The sequence below is a fragment of the Arcicella sp. GW821-FHT09D11 genome, from assembly GCF_059416265.1.
On sequence record NZ_JBWKOV010000004.1, the window covers coordinates 274540 to 297522 of the forward strand.

The 22983-nt window shown below is 36.8% G+C and carries 16 protein-coding genes; 7 read left to right on the forward strand and 9 right to left on the reverse strand.

The genetic code is table 11. The features are described 5' to 3' along the window. The first annotated feature begins 122 nt into the window (after positions 1 to 122). Positions 123 to 1046, forward strand: a complete 924-nt coding sequence (locus tag AC07N0_RS14020) for an ABC transporter ATP-binding protein (RefSeq protein ID WP_494589663.1) — start codon at positions 123 to 125, stop codon at positions 1044 to 1046. A gap of 54 nt (positions 1047 to 1100) precedes the next feature. Beyond that, positions 1101 to 2426, forward strand: a complete 1326-nt coding sequence (locus AC07N0_RS14025; protein ID WP_492803363.1) for an ABC transporter permease — start codon at positions 1101 to 1103, stop codon at positions 2424 to 2426. 153 nt (positions 2427 to 2579) lie between these two features. Here the strand turns inward: AC07N0_RS14025 and AC07N0_RS14030 are convergent, their stop codons facing one another. Further along, positions 2580 to 3089: an Lrp/AsnC family transcriptional regulator gene (locus tag AC07N0_RS14030; protein WP_323250816.1), complete on the reverse strand. Its 510-nt coding sequence runs from the start codon at positions 3087 to 3089 to the stop codon at positions 2580 to 2582. Positions 3090 to 3420: 331 nt separating this feature from the next. Between AC07N0_RS14030 and AC07N0_RS14035 the strand changes: the two genes are divergently transcribed. Continuing rightward, entirely contained in the window at positions 3421 to 4566 is a 1146-nt protein-coding gene (locus AC07N0_RS14035; protein ID WP_494589664.1) for a putative sensor domain DACNV-containing protein, read from the forward strand. 2 nt (positions 4567 to 4568) lie between these two features. On the opposite strand, the gene AC07N0_RS14040 is transcribed toward AC07N0_RS14035, so the two are convergent. From AC07N0_RS14040 to AC07N0_RS14050, 3 genes are all read right to left on the reverse strand, one after another. Further along, on the reverse strand, positions 4569 to 5333 hold the full coding sequence (locus AC07N0_RS14040; RefSeq protein ID WP_494589665.1) for an MBL fold metallo-hydrolase: 765 nt from the start codon (positions 5331 to 5333) through the stop codon (positions 4569 to 4571). A 98-nt stretch (positions 5334 to 5431) separates the two neighbouring features. Continuing rightward, entirely contained in the window at positions 5432 to 5800 is a 369-nt protein-coding gene (locus AC07N0_RS14045) for a response regulator (protein ID WP_309919265.1), read from the reverse strand. A 277-nt stretch (positions 5801 to 6077) separates the two neighbouring features. Further along, the gene (locus AC07N0_RS14050; RefSeq protein WP_494589666.1) at positions 6078 to 6599 is read right to left on the reverse strand and encodes a DUF2911 domain-containing protein; all 522 of its coding nucleotides are present in this window, start codon (positions 6597 to 6599) and stop codon (positions 6078 to 6080) included. Positions 6600 to 6739: 140 nt separating this feature from the next. On the opposite strand from AC07N0_RS14050, the gene AC07N0_RS14055 reads away from it, so the two are divergent. Next, complete coding sequence (locus AC07N0_RS14055; RefSeq protein ID WP_494589667.1) at positions 6740 to 8056, forward strand: adenylate/guanylate cyclase domain-containing protein; 1317 nt, start codon at positions 6740 to 6742, stop codon at positions 8054 to 8056. Between the two features lie 99 nt (positions 8057 to 8155). Here the strand turns inward: AC07N0_RS14055 and AC07N0_RS14060 are convergent, their stop codons facing one another. Together AC07N0_RS14060 and AC07N0_RS14065 are read right to left on the reverse strand one after the other, a co-directional pair. Then, entirely contained in the window at positions 8156 to 11794 is a 3639-nt protein-coding gene (locus AC07N0_RS14060; RefSeq protein WP_494589668.1) for a BamA/TamA family outer membrane protein, read from the reverse strand. 102 nt (positions 11795 to 11896) lie between these two features. Next, positions 11897 to 12658, reverse strand: coding sequence for an SdiA-regulated domain-containing protein (locus tag AC07N0_RS14065; protein WP_494589669.1), 762 nt, complete (start codon positions 12656 to 12658; stop codon positions 11897 to 11899). 120 nt (positions 12659 to 12778) lie between these two features. On the opposite strand from AC07N0_RS14065, the gene AC07N0_RS14070 reads away from it, so the two are divergent. Beyond that, complete coding sequence (locus tag AC07N0_RS14070; RefSeq protein WP_492803375.1) at positions 12779 to 14017, forward strand: Pycsar system effector family protein; 1239 nt, start codon at positions 12779 to 12781, stop codon at positions 14015 to 14017. Here the strand turns inward: AC07N0_RS14070 and AC07N0_RS14075 are convergent. Together AC07N0_RS14075 and AC07N0_RS14080 are read right to left on the reverse strand one after the other, a co-directional pair. Further along, on the reverse strand, positions 14010 to 14294 hold the full coding sequence (locus AC07N0_RS14075) for an Rdx family protein (protein WP_492803377.1): 285 nt from the start codon (positions 14292 to 14294) through the stop codon (positions 14010 to 14012). The two genes, AC07N0_RS14070 and AC07N0_RS14075, sit on opposite strands and share 8 nt — an antisense overlap. A gap of 282 nt (positions 14295 to 14576) precedes the next feature. Beyond that, on the reverse strand, positions 14577 to 16778 hold the full coding sequence (locus tag AC07N0_RS14080; RefSeq protein WP_494589670.1) for a DUF5916 domain-containing protein: 2202 nt from the start codon (positions 16776 to 16778) through the stop codon (positions 14577 to 14579). A gap of 222 nt (positions 16779 to 17000) precedes the next feature. Between AC07N0_RS14080 and AC07N0_RS14085 the strand changes: the two genes are divergently transcribed. Next, positions 17001 to 18416 carry an APC family permease gene (locus AC07N0_RS14085; protein ID WP_494589671.1) on the forward strand — a complete coding sequence of 472 codons (1416 nt, stop codon included), beginning with the start codon at positions 17001 to 17003 and terminating at the stop codon, positions 18414 to 18416. Between the two features lie 186 nt (positions 18417 to 18602). On the opposite strand, the gene AC07N0_RS14090 is transcribed toward AC07N0_RS14085, so the two are convergent. Then, on the reverse strand, positions 18603 to 18995 hold the full coding sequence (locus tag AC07N0_RS14090; RefSeq protein WP_492803382.1) for a hypothetical protein: 393 nt from the start codon (positions 18993 to 18995) through the stop codon (positions 18603 to 18605). A 648-nt stretch (positions 18996 to 19643) separates the two neighbouring features. Here AC07N0_RS14090 and AC07N0_RS14095 point away from each other — a divergent pair. After that, positions 19644 to 22973 carry a SusC/RagA family TonB-linked outer membrane protein gene (locus AC07N0_RS14095; protein ID WP_494589672.1) on the forward strand — a complete coding sequence of 1110 codons (3330 nt, stop codon included), beginning with the start codon at positions 19644 to 19646 and terminating at the stop codon, positions 22971 to 22973. Positions 22974 to 22983 lie beyond the last annotated feature (10 nt).

Sequence of the window (22983 nt, forward strand, 5' to 3'; positions counted from 1 at the left end):
AGTTTATCAAAAATTGACACCATTTTTGATAAACTCTTTTTGTTTTGTACTGTCGTTGTAATTCTTATTAGCTTTCTGCGACTTATTCCAAAACTTAAATAACTTTTAAACCCACACCGTTGATGTCGAATATTTTAGAAGCCCACCATGTGGTAAAGCGCTATGCAGGACACACTGCCTTGGATGATGTTAGTATAGAAGTACCAGCAGGCTCAATTTTTGGGTTGTTAGGTCCAAACGGAGCAGGTAAAACATCGTTGATAAGAATCATTAATCAAATTACTGCTCCCGACGAAGGACACATTGTGCTACTCGGTGAAAAATTACAGCCCAAACACATTGAAGTAATCGGCTATTTGCCAGAAGAACGAGGGTTGTATAAAAAAATGAGAGTAGGAGAACAGTTGCTGTATCTTGCCCAATTGAAAGGCATGAGCAAAGCGGATGCTACCGAAAAGCTGAAACACTGGTTTATAAAATTTGATATAAAAGACTGGTGGAATAAAAATGTTGAAGACCTTTCAAAAGGGATGCAACAAAAAACACAGTTTATCGCTACGATTGTACATGAACCTAAATTGATTATTCTGGATGAACCTTTCTCTGGTTTTGACCCCATCAATGCCAATCTTTTAAAAGACGAAATATTAGAACTGAAACAAAAAGGGACAACCATCATTTTCTCTACCCATAGAATGGAGTCTGTTGAAGAATTGTGTGACCACATCGCACTAATCAATAAGGCTAAAGTGGTGCTTCATGGAGCCAAGAAAGAAGTGAAAAATCGTTTCAGAGAAAATTCTTATACGATAGACTTCGTGGGTTCGTTAACCGAAAATCCTTTAGCTTTTGAATTGTTAAATACTAAACCTTTGGACGATGGAATTACACGAGCAAACATCAAACTAGTGGAAGGCGTATCTGTAAACCAATTGATTGCCATTTTGATTGAGCAAGTAGACCTTAAGTCTTTCAATGAAAATATTCCTTCATTCAATGATATTTTTATAAAAGTGGTGGGTGGTGAAGCAAACGACATTCTTTAAGAAACATTGCTAAATCCATTCAATCAGCATTCCTTTTAAAAAATCCCCAAAACTATGAATAAGATTTTACTGATTATCCAGCGCGAATATATTACCAGAGTAAGAAAAAAATCTTTTTGGATTGCTTCTCTCTTAGTTCCCGTTCTGATAGCGGCAGTATATGCCATTCCCCTTTATTTATTTTTGAATTCAAACGATACCAAAACTATTGAGGTAGTCGATGAAAGTAATTTATTCAAAGGTAAGCTTCAATCAGATGATGATGTTGCTTTTAAATTTATCAATGGTTCATTTGAGCAGGCTAAGAAAAACCTAGTAAAAAGTGGAGCCGATATTTTAGTGAACATCCAAAAGGATATTCTTGATAATCCGAATGGTGTGAAAATGGTAGGGAAAAAAAGCATTGGCATATCTACACAATACAAAATTCAAGGGAAAATTCAGACAGAATTACGTAATATTAAACTGATAAAAGCCAATATAGACTTAAAGGTATTGGAAGATAACAAGGTAAACGTAAATGCTAAAACCTATACGTTGGATGACGAAGGTGGCGAACAAAGTAGTAGCTCGGCAGGAGCGATGATTTTAGCAGGTATTTTTGGTTTGATTCTCTATATCTCTGCCTTTTTATACGGTTCACAAGTAATGAATGGTGTAATCGAAGAAAAAAGTAACAGAATTATTGAAGTAATGATTTCGTCTGTTCGTCCTTTTCAATTAATGATGGGTAAAATTGTGGGTGTTGGGCTAGTCGGGCTTACGCAGTTTCTCTTGTGGGGTGTACTTACTTTTGGAGCGTCTAGTGCTACAACGGCCATTATGTCAAGTAAAATTCAGGAGAAAGTTCAGACCCTTCAACAATCTGGAGCGAGCAAGGATGAAATCAAAAAATATAAAGAAAATGTAAAAGATACCAATCCATTATCAAGTATTTCACAAACGATTGATAACATATCTTTGACAAAAATCATTATCTGCTTCTTCTTATTTTATATGGGTGGATATTTGTTGTATAGTTCGCTTTTTGCTGCGGTAGGTTCGGCTGTAGAGAACTCTACAGAAGCACAACAATTTATGTTTCCCGTCACGATACCTATTATCTTATCATTTATACTTGGTCAGATAATCATTCAGAAACCAGATAGTTCAATCGCTTTTTGGGCATCTATGTTCCCCCTTACCTCACCGATAGACATGATGGTTAGGTTACCTTTTGGTGTATCAAATTGGGAAATTGCCCTGTCTTTTGCATTACTTGTCCTTGGTTTTCTGGGCACTACATGGTTTGCAGGCAAAGTATATCGCGTAGGTATCTTGATGTACGGCAAGAAACCCTCTTGGAAAGAGATTAGTAAATGGGTGTTTTATAAGGGATAACAGTCTTATTATCAATCATTTATCACTAGCGAGGGACTTAAGTCCCTCGCTAGTGATAAATGATTGAATTTTATATCCAGTAAAGCAACCTATATGAGGCAATGACAACTACTCACTCAAGACTCACAATTCATCACTCATAACTGTCTCCTCTCACTCTTTCGGCTTATTTAACAAACCTAAATCAGGCTGAGAATATTTTAAAATTTTGATATACATATCCGTTTTAGTCTGAAATACCCCTTCAATATTCGGAATCCTTTGATTAATTACTTCAAGTAAGTGATTATTATCTCTACACATGACATCTACTTGAATATCAAAATCTCCTGACGTAACCGCCAAAAAACTCACCTCTCTGAATTCTTGTAATTGTGCAGCTACAGATTCAATCAGGTTGGCTGGTCGTACCGAAATTTTGATATGCACATACGCATGAAAGCCTACTCTGGCAGTATTTACACGGCCAACTATTTGAATGGTTTTATCTTCAATTAGTTTACTTGCTCTGCTTCGTATCGTACTGGCTGATGTTTTTAAATTTTCAGCCATATCTGTAAATGAGCGACGCCCATCTTCTTGCAATTGTCCTAGTATGGCAAAATCTAGCTCATCTAAGTCAAATGAAACATCGTTGTTATTGGTTGGTTGTGTAAGGCTCATGTAGTAGAAAAAGGCTAAGTTGAGGTATTAATTTCGTAAATTTAACTGAAAGATAAAAAATAAATAAAATATAGTTATTGCAAATTCAGCAAAAAATAATCAATTTTTGATTAAAAAGTTAGAAAAAGAGTGTATTTGAAATAAAAATAACAAAAAGTACTTAGATGACAACTATCTATTTAAGCTCGCAAGTTTTAATGAAGGTTAGTTTTATAAAACTTATAAATACTTCATATAAAATTTTACAGCATTGAACCTAAGCCAAAAATTAATAGTTGAGTAGGTATAGTATCAATTTGCATTGAAGACAAATCAAGAGAGGTAAAATTTAATGATGATTTCCACCACAACTACTTATCAGGCAGCTCAAATGGTTTCTGAAACCATTGAAAGCCATTTTATATTTCACCATCAAAATGCAGTGAGGCATGATGGTAAAATACTTGCCCCTATTCCTAATAGTTTGGTCATAGAATCAATTATCGATGTTGGCTTTTGGGCGAGTCTCCGTCGTGAAGAGGGGCGTTCTCCTAAAATATCACTTGCCTTTTTACCGCCCTTATTAACCGAACGTCCCTTAATTTTTGAACATAGATTAAAGTTTAATCCTGATGTACTAACGAAATTAGCACCCTCTGTAGAACATGCAGGTATCCACTTAGGCGTTTGGATAGAAGATGATGAATTATATATTTGGGGAACTACTACCAATATTCCAGGCTTATGTTTTGTCTTAGAAGTTGTTGAACCAGGCCTGTTGGTCATCAAACATCGCAGAACAGATGGCTTTGGTAAATTTATCAATGTTGCTGTATTGAAAGGCGACCAAATAAAGGTAATCGACGAAAGCAGTGGTACTATGCCCGACTGCCCAGCAGTGTTGGGTTCTATGATTGGTATCGCTTCGCCTTCCTCTTGGAATGATTCCTTGAATGTACTTGTCCAGCTAGCAGTAGCCATGCGAGCACACCAAAGAGGAGGTGCCCTTTTGATTGTACCTTCTAAAAATGATAATTGGCGTTCTTCTATTATTTACCCTATTACTTATGCCCTCAGCCCTGTTTTCTCGGGTCTTTCTTTCTTGAATGAAAAAGGATTAGACATCTATAATCCTGCCTTGCAAAATAAGTTAAATCAAGCGATAAATGGTATAGCGGGGTTAACAGCCGTGGATGGTGCTACTATCATTAATGACCAGTTTGAAGTATTGGCTTTTGGTGCAAAAATTGGGCGTTCGCCATCAGGTAAAGCGTTAGAAGCCATCTTAGTAACAGAACCCATCGTTGGCAATGAACCTCAGGTAGTACACCCAGTTCAGAATGGAGGCACTAGACACCTTTCTGCAGCACAATTTGTGTATGATCAACGGGATGCGATTGCCTTAGTAGCTTCGCAAGATGGAAGATTTACTATTTTCTCGTGGTCTCCTTGTGAAAGAATGGTACATGCACATCGTGTAGATACGCTATTAATATAGTACTAGCACGTAAGCGTGAGGCCGTCGTAGGCGAGTTTTATATAAGAAGGTAATTCTTCTTCTACATCTCTATGCAGTCCCATCTGGTGGCTGATATGAGTAATATAAGCTTCGTCAGGCTTGATTTTCTCGAGTACCTCTATGGCTTCAGAAAGGGTAAAATGTGATAAATGCTTTTCTTTACGCAAAGCACCAATTACGACAATTTTAGAACCTCTTACTTTTTCCAGAGATTCTTCCGAAATATAGTTTACGTCGGTGATATAGGTGAAATCGCCTATCCTAAAGCCATATACTGGCAATTTGAAGTGTAATACTTCAATAGGAGTGAAGGTAACGCCTTCAATATCAAAAGGAGTATTATAATGAATTTCGTTCAGGGTAATTTGTGGAGTGCCGGGGTATTTTATAGCAGTAAATGCATAAGCAAATTCTTGCTGAATTTGCTCAAGTACTGACGGACGAGCATAAATAGGCATATCTTTCTGTTGAAAGAAATTGTATGCTCTTACGTCATCCAAACCAGCAGTATGATCTTTGTGTTCGTGCGTGAAAATAATAGCATCCAGCTTGTGAACACGTTCACGAAGCATCTGCTGACGAAAGTCGGGGCCAGTATCAATAACAAAGCTTTTGTCGGCTATTTCTAGGTGAATAGAAACCCTAAGACGTTTATCACGAAAGTCGAGAGATCGGCAAACTTCACAACCACAAGCAATTACAGGTACTCCTTGGGATGTTCCAGTGCCTAAAAAAGTAATTCTCATAGAATTATGAATTATCAATTATGAGTTATGAATTAATAATATTCGAGTAAATTATCTATCAACTCTCAGCTTCATAACTCATAACTCATTTTTCATAACTATTCGGTAAGTGCTTTTACTTGAGCAACCAATGCATCAAAGTTCAAAGGTTTAGCAAGCATATCATCAAAACCAGCTTCTTTGAAATCTTCCATAGAATAGTTTCTAGCATTACCAGTAATAGCAATAATTGGTATTTTAGCTTTAGCTTCGTCTTTCAAACTACGTACTGCTTTAGCACATTCCATTCCGTCCATTACGGGCATATTGATGTCTAGCAAAATGATGTCAAAATCTTCTTTCTCAAGAGCATCTAACACTTGTTGCCCATTTTTAACAGAATGGATTTCGAAATTTTGAAATTCTAAAATCTTCTTAGCAAGGTTCTGGATAACTGAGCTATCTTCGGCAATCAGGACTTTCTTCATACTTAAGGTTAATGATTGATTAATATGGTAAAGATAAGTAACAGGAAACAATTAACAATTACCAATTAAAAATTAAGCGTTTTTTTTGTAATAAATCTTAGTTTTTATATTAAGTATTTACATGTATAAACGCTGTAAAGCTAATGAAAAATATTAAAAATCGGCTATCAAATGATGAGCAAATTCAATAAAATGATATTTTTCATCAATTAGTCCTACAAAAAAAGAGGTTGCCTGCCTTTTATAGCAAACAACCTCTTTGATATGCTTATAGCAATTACTTTACTGTGAAAGTTACGGCTACTTTATCCCACATTAACGTTACATTACCATTGTTTTCAGCTTTGATGGTAAAACGTTCAGTCATATCGTTAGCCCTAGCTGGAGCCGTTACTCTTAAAACGTCTTCTGCTTCACTGTATTTGAATGCACCCCATTGTTTAGCAACTTTGTTGAAAATAATCGTCCATTCTTTTTCACCAGGAATCGTAAAAAAACCATATTTTCCAGCTTTCAATGTTTTTCCTTGTACGACTACATCTTTACTTACTTCAAAAGTTGTTGCTTCGTTTGCACCAGTACGCCATACTTTACCCAAAGGGGCAAGGTTGCCATCCCAAACATTACGTCCTTTTACGGCTGGCTGGCTATAATTGATTGTGAGAGTAGTTTCTCCGATAGTAGCAGAAGTAGTTGCTGGTGGAGAAGGCATTTTAGACTTGTCGTTACTTGCTTCGTGTTGTGCATTGCTGATGAAAGCGGTGATAGAAAATAACGTCAATAAAATTAACTTTTTCATTTTTGTAAATCTGTTTAAGTTTTTTGAAAGGAGTTCTTCACCTTAGGAAACGCAAAAGATTTCATAAAGTTTTATTTTAATGGAGTTATTTTGTCTCAAATTTGTTATATTTTTATTAAATGATTATTTTATTTTATTAAATGAAGAAATTTCTATTTTCAGAGAACCCCACATTGACCTATTTCGATATACAGTATGAGCAGGAGAACATTCGTAGGGAGCGACAAAGGGCTGGGGTTTTATTACTTTTTTTCTCGATAAGTTTTATCAGTTATGCCCTGTTTGCCAAAACGGTGTATCAGTTGAATTATTTAAATGGGCACGAAGGCATCCCTCAGATTATATTTTTGTATTTAGCATTTATGACTTTCTATGAACTGACGGTCTGGCTATCTATGAAGTATCTACTGAAAGTAATGAATAAAATGCCTTTGGTAGCGAAGTTTGGTAATGCAACGCTCGAAATTACGTTACTCACCTTGGTCATGTATTTTGCGGGACAAGAGTACAACCATCCTATCCTGATAGTACTTTCTCCGTTGGTGTATATCTACTTTATTTTTATCATTCTATCAACGCTAAGGCTGAGTTTTGCCGTGTCGTTGTGGACGGGCCTATTGGCAGGATTAGAATACTTTTTTCTGAGCTACCACCTGATAGAATCTGGAACGATTGTTTCAGAGCATGATATTTATACCAAACAAATGTTTTCATATCTGCTCAAAACTTTCTCCTTGGTTTTTGGTGGTTTGTCGGCAGGTTATGTGGCTACGCAGATTAGAAAGAGCATCCAGCTATCCATAGAACGGATGGAGACCCAAGAACATATCGTAGAAATGTTTGGGCAGCAGGTTTCGCCAGAAGTAGCGCAGGTAATGTTAGAGCAAAATGGTATTCTGAAAGCGAAGCACCAAAAAGTTAGTATCATGTTTTTGGATATCCGTAATTTTACGGTGTATGCTGACAAACATACTGCGGAGGAAGTAATGGAGTATCAGAATGCTTTTTTTGAGGTAGTGGTTAATACCGTTAATGAATACAATGGTATTGTAAATCAGTTTTTAGGGGATGGTTGCATGGTTACTTTTGGCGCACCCATTAATTTAGAAAACCCCTCTGAAAATGCCGTAAAAGCAGGACTGGATATTATCGAAAAAATCCAGAAGATGAATGAGTTGGGTTCGATACCTAATACAGGCGTAGGCATCGGTATTCATACAGGAGATGCCGTAGTAGGAAATATCGGAACGGACTCTCGTCAGCAATATAATATTACGGGGAATGTAGTAATTCAAGCTGCAAGGATAGAACAATTGAACAAAAAATACCAATCTCAATTGCTGATAAGTCAGGAAGTAATGGATGAAATTTCTGCTATTCCGATTGATACAAAGCAAGTAGGCTCTGTTAAATTGAAAGGAATGGAGAACGAGATGTTTTTATGGAAATTGGCGTAAAATGCTTTTGACAATTCTTTATTTCTAGCGAGGGACTTAAGTCCCTCGCTAGAAATAAAGAATTGATTATCAGAATTGTAGTGATGAAAGATATAAATACTAGAAAAACAACCCTGCCTTCACCGAAAACAAATGATTTTCTTCTGAAATACCATACATGCCCGTAATCACCACCATATTAAAAGGGGCAATCCAAATACCACCACCATAGCTTTGGTGCCATTTCTCTGAGTTTTCGTTTGGATTCCAAACCCTACCAACATCATTAAAGGCAAGTACGCCTGCATAAGCTGGAAATAAATATGATTTGAAATTGAGTACTTTTATGCGAACTTCTGTATTGTTATAAAAAGAAGATTTACCTGAAAAACGAGTACGTCTGAAACCCCTGAGGTTTGTTAAACCGCCCAATGAATTAGCCTGATACAATTCATAATCATCAAGGTTTACGCCTCCTCCAAAACGAGTTGCCAAGCTAACAACTGCGGGTAATTTAAAAGTATAATAAAATGATAAATCAGTTTTTAGGTTGGCATAATTGTTCTTAGTAACATCATTTGCACCTCGCTGAATAGTGGCATCAAAGTTCCATAAAATACCTCTGGTTGGAAAAATGATATTATCACGATTATCAAGGATAAAACCAGTTTTTAGACCGATAAAATTTTTGTCCTGATAGATTTCATCACCATGTGGGGCGAACTCGTTGATAAACCGTTTAGGGTTTTCTTTGATGTGCCATTCATTTCTTGCAGCACCATAATATATTGTTAGCTTATTAAATCGGGTTTTGAAAAGGGCTGTAATCTCTTCGTTTTCATATTGAATTCTGTAATAATCAATCCCTTTCTCTTTTTTGTATTCCGATTCGTTACTCAACCCAAAGAAGTTATCAACCAAACCACCTTGTTGAATATTGGCTTTTAATTCAAAATCGGTTTTGCCGATTACGTCAGTGAATTCTCCTTTATAGAAAATATTGTATGAATTAGTACCAAAAGCGTAATTACCCGAAATACTGTGCTGAGAAGCAAAAGGTTCTTTTCTAAAACCTTGGCGAGTCCATTGCAGACCAGTTCCTACAAAAATACCATCGTCAACGTTATAAGCAAAAGAAGCTAGCGGAGCTATTCTATCATACTTAAAAGCCTCGCGGTTATAATCGTTTACGTTCTTTTTATTACTGGTTAAATCCTTGCTCTCCGACCCTAAATTGAGCGTTGTATTATCTTTTTTATCATAAATAATGGTTTTTTTAGCTAAACCAGTGACAGAAGACGAGTCTGTAAAAATGTCTTTCCCTTTTCCGCCAATCAAACGCACCCTGATGCCTTTGTTGGCTTGACCAAATACTTTGAAGTTGTCTTCCCCGTCTAGTCCCCAAATCCTGATTTCTTTCGTGATTTTTGGGTCAAATGTTCTTTCATAAAGTGTCCGACCGATTCCGCCATTTTTCTTTTGGTCAAAGACTGACACTTTGGTTTGCCCATCTTCAAGTCGGCTTACAAAAAAATATTCATCCTTATCACTTCCCAGAATATCTACTTCTTTACTCAGAAATTTATACAACTCTTTAGTATATCCCGGAAGGTCGTCACGGCGTTGTTTTAGTTTTTTGGCAATAACTAGTGAATGCTCTGGAAAATTAGGGAAGTGCGTGATAGCAGAATCAATCACCGCATCACTAATTTTTTGTTGAAGTTCTTTTGCCATCGCCATCCAATCGTTCTCGGAAGATTGAGTCAGGAACGAACGGTCAAAATAGCGTGCATTAAATGCCAAACCTGCCACATCACGAATTTTATAATCAAACCCTTGAATTTTAGGCAATATCCATTTTCGAGAAATAATACGAGGTAAAACGCCTTCGTTTACAAAAAAAGCTTGGTCACGGTCACGTGGAATAGGTCTAAAGCTCAAACCTTTGTCATGACCATTTTCATAACCAGCCCAACGCCATTGATCTTCGTGGCGGTCCCAGTCGCCAATCAGCATATCTAATAACCTTGCTCTGATTACTTCTTTTTCGTTAATTTCATTGTGGTTATCTTCGGCTAATTTTTCAACTACTTTTTGGGTACTTTGGATTTTTTTAGAACCCGCAAAACTACCCTCTGGTCGTTCTTCAAAAAGAGCTAATTGGTTCGTGAAAAGGCGTTTGTAGTTGCCTAACACATTGCTTTCTGGAATAATCACCAACGAAGGATTCGTATGCAGTACCCCAGCAGCTTCTGCCAAATGTGAAGCCACCAAAGCTGCAAAGGGGTGTGAAGCAGAAATTTGGTCAGAAACAATATCAGTAGTAAACTGACTGCGGATAGCTTCTGGAACGGCTCTTTCTGGATATTTTTCTACGGAACGCGTAACAAATTGTTCGCCTTTAGGATTTTGATAACGTAATGAAAGCGTCTGATAACCTCCTCCGCGTTGAATAACTTTTAATCCTCCTTCTTCCTGTTCAAAATCAAGTGTTCTAGGTTTGATGGGCGTTGTCCAAATATCTCTATAATTGTTCCCCAACATAAAAGCTTTGAATTTCCCTGCTTTATATTTTGGGTTAGGTACAACACCCTGAAGATGGATTTTTTCGGTTTGTAAGTCTTTAGGGTCAATCGTGTTGGTATCCAACAGGATATCTGTACTATACAATTCATTACCATCTTTGCCATCACCGCCAAAGAATATCAACTTGATTTGGTTATCATAGAAATCTAGACGAGCAAACCCAATTTGCGAACTAGCAAATTTAGAATCGTTGCCCATTTTCACAGGCGTATTTTTTGAACCCGCCCCCGAAGTAATATAGTTGATAGAATCTCGCTGAATTAATTGTAGATTATGTTCATGTCCGTTGGCATAAATTACGTTTTTGTATTGCTTAAAAATGCCTACCAATCCATCACGCATTTGCTTATATTTAGGATGTGGAATATCTTGGATATTACCAATAAGGGTACGATACAATGGATAAATAGAGCCAAGTACTGGCAGAGGGATAGGCACTCCTAATTCATGAAATGGGAAAAGGTGGTCTTGTAAAGTATAATAACCACCATGAGAGCCATGCGAATACATGGGATGGTGCCCAACTACTAACACTTTTTTATGGCGGTTTCTATCCAGAATATCATTGACACTTATCAGCATTTCTTCCAATGACTTTACTTCACAGTCAGAATCTGCTTCTGGTTTTTTCCAAGGATGTAGCCACCATTGCGTATCAAGAATGACCGCAGTGATTTGGTCGTTCAGGGCAACTTCATGGGGTGTAGGACATCCACCTTTTGGAAAAAATACGTCTTCTCTTTTCAAAAAATCAGAAACAAATTTTTCCTGATTTTGGATATATTCCCAACCTTTTTTGCCTCCTTGTTGCCAGTCGTGGTTACCAGGAATGATAAAGGGCTTTCCTTGATAATCTTGCAAAATGCTTAATTGGTCAGCCAAACGTTCCTCATCATTTTTGCGATTAGGCTCATCGATATTACTTAACCCTTTAGGATACACATTATCTCCAAGAATCATGATGGTTGATTGCTTGCCTGCTTGTTGCATTTGCTTTTTCAAAGGGCTTAACACCATGTTTTTGCCATTCTTCGGAGGTTCGCCAGCATCACCAATTAAAAAAACTGAATAATTAGGCTTTTTTTGGCTAAAACCGATTTCAGCAGTAAGCAATAATAAAGGCAACAATATACTGAAGCTTTTGAAGATAAACTTTTTAAAGGGAGTCTCCATGTTTTCTTGGACGATTGATATGTTGGTTTAGTAAGATAGTATTTTTCTTAGTACTGAATTAATTTGTGCTAAGAAAAATCAATTAACAGTAATCTCAAACTATTATTTTTTATAATCAAAAGCCAAAATGTAGCCATCTCCGCCAGCGCCTTCTGATGAAATATACAAGTTGCCATTTGGTGTAAAACAAATGCCTTCGGGTTGTTTATATAAATTGGGGTTTAAATCTATAAGGGCTTCCTTGGCTCCGTCTTTAGACAAAATCAAAAGCTTTTTGCCTTGCGAAGCAATAATAAATACTTGTTGAGTAATTGGGTGAATAGCGATGCCCGATGGACGGAAAGTTTTTTTGCCATCTTTACCAATTAATTTTTCATCTGGAATAGCGATAGATTTAAATAAAATTTTCCTTTTAAAATCATAGGCATAAATCATCTTTTTATTATCTACCTCCTTTATTCTTTCTTTGGCTGCTAGTAATAAATTGCCTGTGGTAGGGTCATAGCTAAGACCTTCGTATTCAACAACATCAGGGTCTGAACAGTCGATTTCTCTTTCATAAGACTCGCCAATTTTAAAGCTCTTAATTAAGCCATCACTTCTCAATACAAATACCTCATTACCTACTACTTCTATGCCCTCATAATCACCTGATTTTCCGAAGGGAATCTTCTCACTAATTTCTTTTTTTGTTAAATCAAAAATAAAAACTTTACCTTCTTCGTCATTAATGCAGGCCAATTGATTATTTTTATAAAATGACAGTCCAGAAATTTCTTTAAGGCTCTTCGGTAAGGTTATTTTTTGACTCGGATTTTCCAAGTCATAGGGTACTGTAAACGCTGTAGTGTTTTCTTGAGGCATTTCTTTTTCTTTGTGCTTTTCTTTCTTTGCACAAGAAAAAAGAGATAATGGAACGAAAGTTAGTAGAATTAGAGTTTTGGAAGAGATCATCATGCTTTTATTTAATGTTGTAAGTTGATTATGCAAACGGAATTGCTCATAAAGGTACAAGAATATGCTGAAGGAATTTTAAACAAATTGCCTGCGGAATTGATTTATCATAATTTTGGACACACCCATCATGTGGTAAAAGTGACGGAGGAAATTGGTAAAGCTTCTGACCTCTCGGATAAAGCCCTTGAGACGATTTTGATTGCAGCTTGGCTACATGATATCGGTTATCAGCAAGGTTGTATCAACCATGAGGATAGAAGTAAACTTATGGCCAAAACGTTTTTAGAGGGCTTAGAAGTTCCAGAAAAGCGTATTGATAAAGTTTTGGGCTGTATTGAAGCCACCAAAATGCCACAAAATCCGCAGAATCGTAAAGAAATGATTTTGTGTGATGCTGACTTATCGCACCTAGGTTCACCCGAATTTATGAATTATTCTGAAAACTTACGGATTGAATTTTGCTCTATTTTAAAAAGCATTGGTGAGAAAAAATGGTGGGAGTCGACAGTAGAATTACTACAGCATCACCAATATTTTACAGAATATGCCCGTGAACATTTTGAACCACGGAAACAAGAGAACTTAAAAAAAGGCTTACTGAAGTTAGCAGAATTTCAAGGGGGAAGTTTTAAATTTAAATTCCCTTGGGAAGAAAAGGAAGAAGACAAGGAAGATAAAGAAGAGATGAACGATACTAAGTTTGAAAAGAAACAAAAAAAAGAAGCTGACAAGATAAAAAAACCAGAACGTGGTATAGAAACCATGTTCAGAACAACCTCTTCCAATCACTTTCAGTTATCAGCGATGGCAGATAACAAAGCCAACATTATGATTTCGGTTAATTCAATCATTATCTCTTTGGTACTCAGTGTGCTGGCGAGGAAATTGGAAGATTGGCCTAATCTAATATTACCAACAGCTTTGCTGACCATTGTGTGCTTGGTGGCTACGATTTTTGCTATTTTGGCAGTCCGTCCTAATGTTACTTCTGGTAAGTTTTCCCGTGAAGACATTGAAGGGAAAACAGCCAATTTACTTTTCTTTGGTAATTTCCACCAGATGGAATTAACTGATTATGAATGGGGTATGAAAGAAATGATGAATGATTCTGATTTCTTATATGCCAGCATGACCCGTGATATATATTATTTAGGGAAAGTACTTGGCAAAAAATACAAATTTCTGAGGTTTTCGTATACCGTATTTATGTTTGGTTTTGCGGCCTCGGTAGTATCTTTTGCCATAGCTATGTACTTTTTTAAGTAGTTTTTTTGTCGGAGTGTCCCAAGCTTTTTTCTGGACAGACAAGGTCTCGTACTATCTGTTTTAATTCTTTGGCTTCGGGGAAATGTCCTTCTCTTTTTCTATCAAAAATTACTTCTTGTTCTAAAAATACTTGAAAACGCCCAGAGACTTCGCTTGGGCGTAGGCTTACTTCTTGTAGTTCATCTACAAAAGTTGTCAGTAATTCCTGTGCCATCCATGCCGAACGCATCAGCCAATTACATTTGGGGCAATATTCTATGGTTATTTTTGGTTTCATGGTTTTGTTAGCTGTCAGCTTTGAGCTATCAGCTATCATTTTTTTAATTGTGGTAAATTGGTTTCGGTCATCTAATTATAGCTTTCAGTCATCGTTCGGATTTTGAATAAAAAATCTCCGTAAATCTGCGTATCAATCTGTGAAAATCTGCGGGTAAATCAGCTTTTAGTTATTATTCTTGACTCTCAAACCGTGGTTTTAGCTATGGGTTTTCGGCTATCAGCTTACGACCGACAACCGGTTGCCGATAACTCAAAGCTGAAAGCTCAAGGCTCATAGCTGTCACAAATTCCACCAATAAGTAAACTTCAATACAATTGCACGATTTTTAATATTTAAACTCCCTGGAATATAGTTATCAGTATATACTAAAAATATATCAGAGGCAGGTTTATATCTCCATTGGACACGACTATTGATATTGACATTTTGTACCTGCTCGTTATACTGTATAAACGTAGTCCAGAATAATTTATTAGTAAATGTAATATCAATTTTAGGACTAACTAGCCAAAAGTTTGATTTTACAATTAAATCATTTTGGTCTTTTACAGGGATTTTTACATCACTAATTTCCACATAATTGATATTGGCCGATAAGCTTACATAAGGCTGAAAACGATAACCTATGTCGCCCGAAATGCTAAGTAATTTACCATCACCAAAATAACTACCATAACTTCCAGTAAAGCCAAAGGTATATTTTTTCCGAGGTGTAGATAGGTAATTGATATTCATCGAACCAAATTTGTGTTCACTTCCAGCGGCTAGTTTATCGTTACTTCCCTTATTGGTAGGGTCGAAAGCAAAAGGCAATTTGATATAGTTGGTTTCGTAATAGGCAGTAAAACTACTACGGTCTTTCATGGTAAAAAGATAATAATATTGCCTTTGTAAATCTGTCAGTAATTTATCGGCATTCCAATACGCATAGGTTGAAAACAATGGGCCATGCGTCTGCACTATGCTAGCTTTGTTTTTTGGATAAAAATTATACTGTATCGGTACCGTAATTTTATGATAGCCCGTACGGGGTACATAGCCAATTTCAGGATTATAATTCTTCCCTACATATTCGTATTGAATGCCTGCATCCACTGCTAAACCATTATAGTTTAAATTAAAGGCACTTACAAAATCATCGTCCTTGCTATTAGGACTGAATGATTTTAAATACATTGCTTTGCCTATCCATAAATTACTGGCTGAGGCTAAATTGTATTCAAAGCCTACATTTCTGTTGTACTGATTAAAGCCCTTATTGATATTTTCATCGTAACTAAGCGATTGCTTATTCAATAGCATCATGCTAATATTTGAACGGCTAAATACTTTTTGTTGAAGTACCAAGGCAGAAAAGTTTTGAGCAGGTCTGTTTTCCAAACTACTCACACCCGTTTGGATATTCATAGCACCAATTCTGAGGTCGTTATTGATTTTACCGCTTAGTCTTACACCATAATCAATAGGAACGCCTAGTCCAATTCTTCTTGAAAAGAAAGGACGAATACTGCTCAAGCCAAAATTATTAAAGAGGTCGGCATTTTCAAGGAAAAATTGTCGCCGTTCAGGGAAGAACAACTCAAATCTACTAAGGTTCGTTACTTGGCGGTCTACATCCACTTGTGAAAAATCAGGGTTTACCGTTAAATCCAGATTCAGGGCAGACGAAACGGCAATTTTGGCATCAACACCAAAATCCTTTCTAACACTCGTCGAGCTAGCATCTTGAAAGTTTTTACTTGTTCCACCTAACACATAAGGAATAATTGAAATATTGCTTTTGGGAGTAGGAGGAGGGGTATCCCAAACCATTGTGCCTGTATAAGCCAAGGTAATACTAAAATATTGACGAGGGATTTTTGCCCACGTAGATTTTTCACCAGATTTGAGGTCTAATCTACTAAAATTCATCCCCCATTTGGTTTCCCCAGCCTTGTATCGAAGTGTTTTGAAAGGAATAGCGGCTTCAAATATCCAACGGTCGCCCAAGTATTTGGTTTCAGAAAACCACTTATTATCCCAGTTGGCATTCAGGTTTGTTCCTTCCGAAATAATGCCATCAAATTGTGCACCAGCCGCATTGACCCCAAACACAAAACCATTGGTCAAATCATTGAAAGGTTCGAGAATCAACCAAAAATTATCGTTATTCCCAAAATTGAAATCCCTTTTCAGCGACTCTACTACAAAGCCTTTGTTTTTAATTTTTTCATAACAAACAGCACTGATGTACAAAAAATGTTCATCATAAGTAAGGCGTACTTCTGTGGGGGTTAAACTCAGTGAAGTATCCATGGGCGTCATCATCCAAAAGTCTTTGGCAACATCAGTATTCTTCCAAGCTTCATCATCCAAAATACCATCAATTTTAATTTTTGTATGAGTCTTTTGGATATTGAATTGAAAAGCATCATTAATTTTTTGTGAGAAGCCAGAGAAAGCAACAAATAAGATTAATAATAACAGTAAGGGTTTATTCATTGTATAACGTTAATAGCGTTTGATTGATGTACGAAGATACCACTAATCCCTATGATTAAAGACCATAGCCATTGATAGGCTTTTCTATCCTGCCAGACCCGACAAACACGCCTTGTAGTTTATCCGTTTTTCGTTACATTATCAGAATATTAAGGCTTTTTTGTAATTCTACTCATCATTGATTAAATTGAGTGTAATTGTCAATCCTTAAAACCACATCAAATGAAGTCATCGCCTCCTAATCAAGGAAAACTAGTTCGCTCTATTGGACTTACCTCAGCCGTCGTGCTCATTATCAGCTCTGTAATAGGCACGGGCGTTTTTAAAAAAGTAGCTCCAATGTCCGCCGAATTGCAGTCTCCTTCTTTGGTATTAATTGCATGGTTAGTAGCAGGACTAATTAGTTTGGCAGGGACATTATCTAATGCTGAGGTTGCCAGTATGTTGGCAGATTCAGGCGGTGAGTTTGTTTACTTTCGCAAAATCTATAATCGTTTTTTTGCTTTTTTGTTTGGCTGGACCAACTTTGCTGTCATTCGTACTGCTTCTATTGCTTCCATCGCCTACGTTTTTGCACAATCCCTGAATAGCGTTTTCCCTTTTCCTATCACGGCAGCTTCTTTGGCCGACGTTAGCGTCTTTGGTTTACATCCTTTAGATAACCTCAGTGTAAAATTAGTAGCCATTGCTTTAATTATATTTTTGACCTATTTCAACTATAAGGGATTGAAACTGGGAGAAAACCTTAGTAGGGTATTAACAGCGTTGATGACTACCGTAATGTTATTGATTATTGTCTTGGGTTTACTTTCAAGCGTTGGAAGTTTTGAAAACATTACTACCAATAGTGTGAGATACAGTGCCGATGCCATGTCAGGTGCTACTCTTTTCAAGGCTTTAGCTTTGGCGTGTTTAAGTGCCTTTTGGGGATATGAAGGTTGGGCAAGTGTTGGTTTTATTGGGGGAGAAATGAAAAATCCACAACGAAATCTGCCTTTGGCCTTGATTATCGGCACGTTGATTATCATGGTGTTGTATATGTCTATGAACTTTGTGTATTTATATATTTTGCCCATTGATGAGTTTATCAAAATCTATGAATCCAAGAATGGAATTGCAGCTGTAGCCGTAGTTAGTCATTTTCTAGGTGCTTGGGGCGGGATGTTGATATCTGGATTAATCTTAGTAACTACTTTCAATTGTGCCAGTACTACTTTATTATTAGCATCAAGGTTGTTTTATGCGATGGCACACGATAAAATGTTTTTCAAAAGTGTAGATTATATTCACCCTGTTTATAATACTCCTTCACGTGCATTGTTTATCCAAGCTATTTGGACTTCACTATTAGTATTATCAGGAACATTCGACCAACTGACCGATATGCTGATTTTTGCTGCCTTTATTTTTTATGGAGCTACTGCTTTTGGGGTATTTGTATTACGTAAAAAAATGCCCGATGCACATCGTCCCTATAGAGTAATTGGGTATCCAGTAGTTCCTGCTGTTTTCGTACTTTTCTGTATCGTCCTTATCGTAAATACGTTAATCGAAAAACCAGAGGAAGCACTCAGTGGACTGGGATTGATGGCAACAGGTTTGCCTTTTTATTATTACTGGACTCGGAAGAAAGAATAGTTTTATATTGTCACTGCCCTGTGTTCTGTGTGCCACAGACCACGGAGAAGAAGACTATTTAAACAGCTCTTTTGATATTAACATTTTTAAAAACTCTTTCTATTAGCAGGCGACTTAAGTCGCCTGCTAATAGAAAGGTCTCCATCCGTGTTCTGTGGCACACAGAATACACTTCAAATAACTAACCTAATTCATCGTAATAAAACGGTCATTCGTCACTACTTCAGGTTTTGTAGTGCCTATTTCCACATTTTTAACGATTGTCGTTTCTCCATCACTAATCTCAATAAGATACTTTCCATCTTCCAATTCTTCTAAATTAAGTTTACCAAAGTATAGCTTATCTTTTTTCCTAAGATATTCAGCAAACAGCACAAAGCCAGATTTACTTTTTAAAATCACTGATGCTTTTCTGCCTATAATCTTCTCGACTACTACACTCATTCTAAGACTATTCACAGTTTGATATACTGCTACTTTCAGCGTCCTTTTATCATTTGTTGATTCATCGCCAGCATTAGCCATGAAAGACACTGTTGAAAATAAAGCAATGACGAAGGTTTTAAGTAAGGTTTTCATTTTTTTACTGTTTAGAATTTAAAGGTTCATTTTAAATTGTTTAGAAATTACTATTACGCTTACTATAAATAGGTTCATATCATTTTACTGGTATCGACTTTAGGTGTTATTATAAAATGAGGTGTTTTGTTCTTGTGTTTAGGTTTATGTTATCAAAGATATATGTAAAACATGGTATCTTGCAATGCAAAGTACCGTAATCGGTTTAAAATCCTTCTGAATGGTAAACTTTCTTAAAATACAAATGATTTTGGTTTAAGCGGATGCTTTAAAGTTGATGAGTTTTGATTTAAAAAAACGCAGTTCTCCTAAATCTCAGTCATAAGATGCAGGGAATGATTTGAAGGTTGCACTTATTTTAAAAAATATTATCCTTGATTATGTAACAGGGTTGTCGAATCCAATGTCCAATCACTAGGGAGGGACTTAAGTCCCTCCCTAGTGATGATAATTTGTACCAAATAATTTTTATTGTGTTTGAAATAGCATTATTCCATCATTTAATAGGGCATTAATATATCACTAACATTACAACATCATTCTTAAAGATTTAATCATTTCCCCTTGGTTTAAGATAACCCTTCGTTTACAGGCAGGTAATATGACAGGACTAAGTTTGTGACTTCAAACCCAAACTCTTATTACAAGATGAAACATAAAATTTTACTGAATCATGTTAGCTTGTTTTTCATTGCATTACTTATGCTAAGTAATGTAGTGTTGGCACAAGACAATGTTCTAACTGGGAAAGTTATCGAAAAGAATGGCGATGTAATTCCAGGCGTGAGTATTTCTATCAAAGGTACTACGCGTGGTACTACTACAGATGGCAATGGTGTATTTAAGTTGCCATTGGCAAATGATAAAATGGTGTTGGTATTTCGCTACATTGGTTTTGCTACACAAGAAATTGTGGTAGGAAATCGTACAACATTAGATGTAACCTTATTAGCGGAAAACAGACAATTAGAAGAAGTTGTCGTAACGGCATTAGGGATTAAGAAGGAAGCCCGTTCAATTGGTTATACTACCCAAGATGTAAAAGGTGAAGACTTAGTAAAAGCACGTGAACCTAACCCAATCAACTCTTTAACGGGAAAAATCGCAGGTTTAACAGTTTCTTCTTCTGCTGAAATGCTAGGTCGTCCGCAATTGATTCTTCGTGGTAACTCTGATTTACTTTTTGTTGTTGACGGTGTACCCATCAACTCTGATACTTGGAATATTTCTTCAGACGACATCGAAACGTATTCAGTTTTGAAAGGACCAAATGCAGCGGCATTGTATGGTTTTCGTGGACAAAACGGTGCGATTTTGATTACAACGAAAAAAGGCTCGAAAGACAAACGTCAGTTTCAAGTAGATTTCAATTCAAGTACAATGGCTGAGCCAAGCTTCTTGGCAGTGCCTACTCGTCAGAGCGAATATGGTTATGGTGTTAACTATCAGTATGCTTATGGTAACAAAACTTATGATGAAGACGGTAAATTCCGTCGTACAAACATTTGGGGGCCTCGTTTTGAAGGACAAAATGTACCACAATACAATTCGCCCGTAGACCCAGTAACAGGTATTCGTCAGGGGACACCTTGGTTAAGTGTTGGTAAAGATAACTTTGCTCGTTTTATGGAAACGGGAATTATCTCTACGAATAATATTGCCCTTTCGGCAAGCGGTGAGAAATACGATTTGCGTTTGTCTATCGCCAACAACTATCAAAAAGGAATGGCACCAAATACCAAATTGAATATTAATAACTTCAATATCAATGCTGGGTACAACTTTACGGATAGATTAAGATTAGAAGGAAACATCAACTTAAGTCTTCAAAATTCACCAAATATTCCAGAGCCAAGTTCAGGGCCAGAAGGTTATACGTATATCTTTAATGTATATGGTTCTAGTAGCTGGGATATTGCTGATATGCGTGATTATTACAAAGGCCCACAAGGTAAGCCAGGCGTTCAGCAGTATTATGCTGAATATGGTCGTGAAAATAATCCATATTTCATGGCTTATGAATGGCTACGTGAGCATAAAAAAACTGACGTATATGGATATGCGAAATTGAGCTACAAGATTAATGAATTCCTGAATTTTTCTGCCAGAACCCAAATCACTACTTGGACTCAATTCCGTACAGAGAAGTTGCCATATTCGATGATTACCTATAAAACACCAGATTTAAGACAAGGTGATTATCGTGAAGACAGAAGAAACTTATTAGAAAACAACTCAGATTTCTTGTTGAGTTTCAATAAGCCAGTAACGAAAGACTTAACGATTTCGGCTATTGCAGGGGCTAACCTTAGAACTTATAGCTATAACTCAAGCTGGGCATCTACTGACTTTTTGATTGTACCGGGAGTGTATGACTTCAGTAACTCGAAATATCCTGTAAAAGCCTATAACTACCGTGCTGACATGGAAGTAGCAAGTGCCTATTATACAGCAGACTTTACTTACAAAAACTTCTTGACGTTAGGAACAACTGGTAGAATTGACAAACTTTCTACGTTGCCTGCTGATAACCGTAATATTTTTTATCCATCGGTTTCATTGAGTACAGTAGTGTCAGATTATATCAATTTACCACAAGCAGTTTCTTTCTTTAAATTGCGTGGGTCGTATGCTAACGTAAAAGGTGGTTTAACGCAGTCGACTATCGGTACAGCGTATCAAGCTGTAACTGGTCAGGCACTTGCTAGTGGTTTATTAGGATATGGTGCTGAAATTGTTTCTGCTTATGACGGCCCAAGCTATGATAACCAAAACTCATACAACATCAATACTTCTATTTACAACAACACACCGATAGCCAACTATTCAGGGACGATTGCTAACCCAGCTTTACAGAGCTTCTCGGTTACTTCTTATGAAGTAGGCTTTGATATGAAATTCTTAAGAAACCGTTTGTCATTAGATGCTACTTACTTTACATCTATCAACGGCCCGCAGATTTTCCCTTTACCTGTCGCTTCTTCTTCGGGTTATTACAACCATACAATCAATGGTGTAACAACTCAGAAAAACGGATGGGAAGTTTCATTAAATGGTTCAGTGTTGAAAAATCCTAATGGTTTAAACTGGAACGTGTTAGCGAACTTCTCTACTTACAAAGAAACGTTGAAGGAAATCTACGGTGGTGAAACAAGTATCTATTTATCGGGTCCTGACCACGTTTTCCATATCGGAGACAGACTTGATGGCTATTATGACTATAAGTTCTTGAGAAACGGCGAAGGGAAAGTAATCTATTCGTCTAACGGTGTGCCTTTAGTACCGCCAACAGGAACAAACAACAAACAATTATTAGGAAATACAAACCCTGATTTCGTGTGGGCATTGAACAACAAATTCTCTTACAAAGACTTCAATTTTAGTTTCCAAGTTGACGGACGTGTAGGTGGTGTCATCAACGACCGTGTATGGGCTTACCAAGTAAACTCAGGTACTGCGATGGAATCTGTAACGGGTGCATTAGGTGAAGCTCGTTTGAAAGAATGGCAAAGTACAGCTTTGGGTACTAAAACTGCTGTACCAGCTTACATTGGCGATGGCGTTGTAGTAGCAAGTGGAACCATTAAATATGATGCTACTGGAAATATTGCTAACAGTAGTGAATTATCATTTGCTCCAAATGCTAAAGTAGTAACTGTTCAAAGTTATATGCAAGGTGTTTATAATGCCTTCCAATATGGTGAGCCTTATTTGATTAGCAAGACTTACATGAAATTAAGAGAAATAGTGATTGGTTATACTGTTCCTGCAAGATTATTAGGCAATAACAAATTTATCAGAAATGCTTCTGTGTCATTAGTGGGACGTAATTTATTGTATTTCGCAGAACGTACTGACTTTGACTTAGACCAATATGGTGCTGGGTATAGTGCTTCAAGCAGAAGTACACAAAAAGACCCAGGTTTGCAGTCGGCAACTACTCGTCGTTATGGTATCAACATTAGCTTGACATTCTAATTTGGCTGTC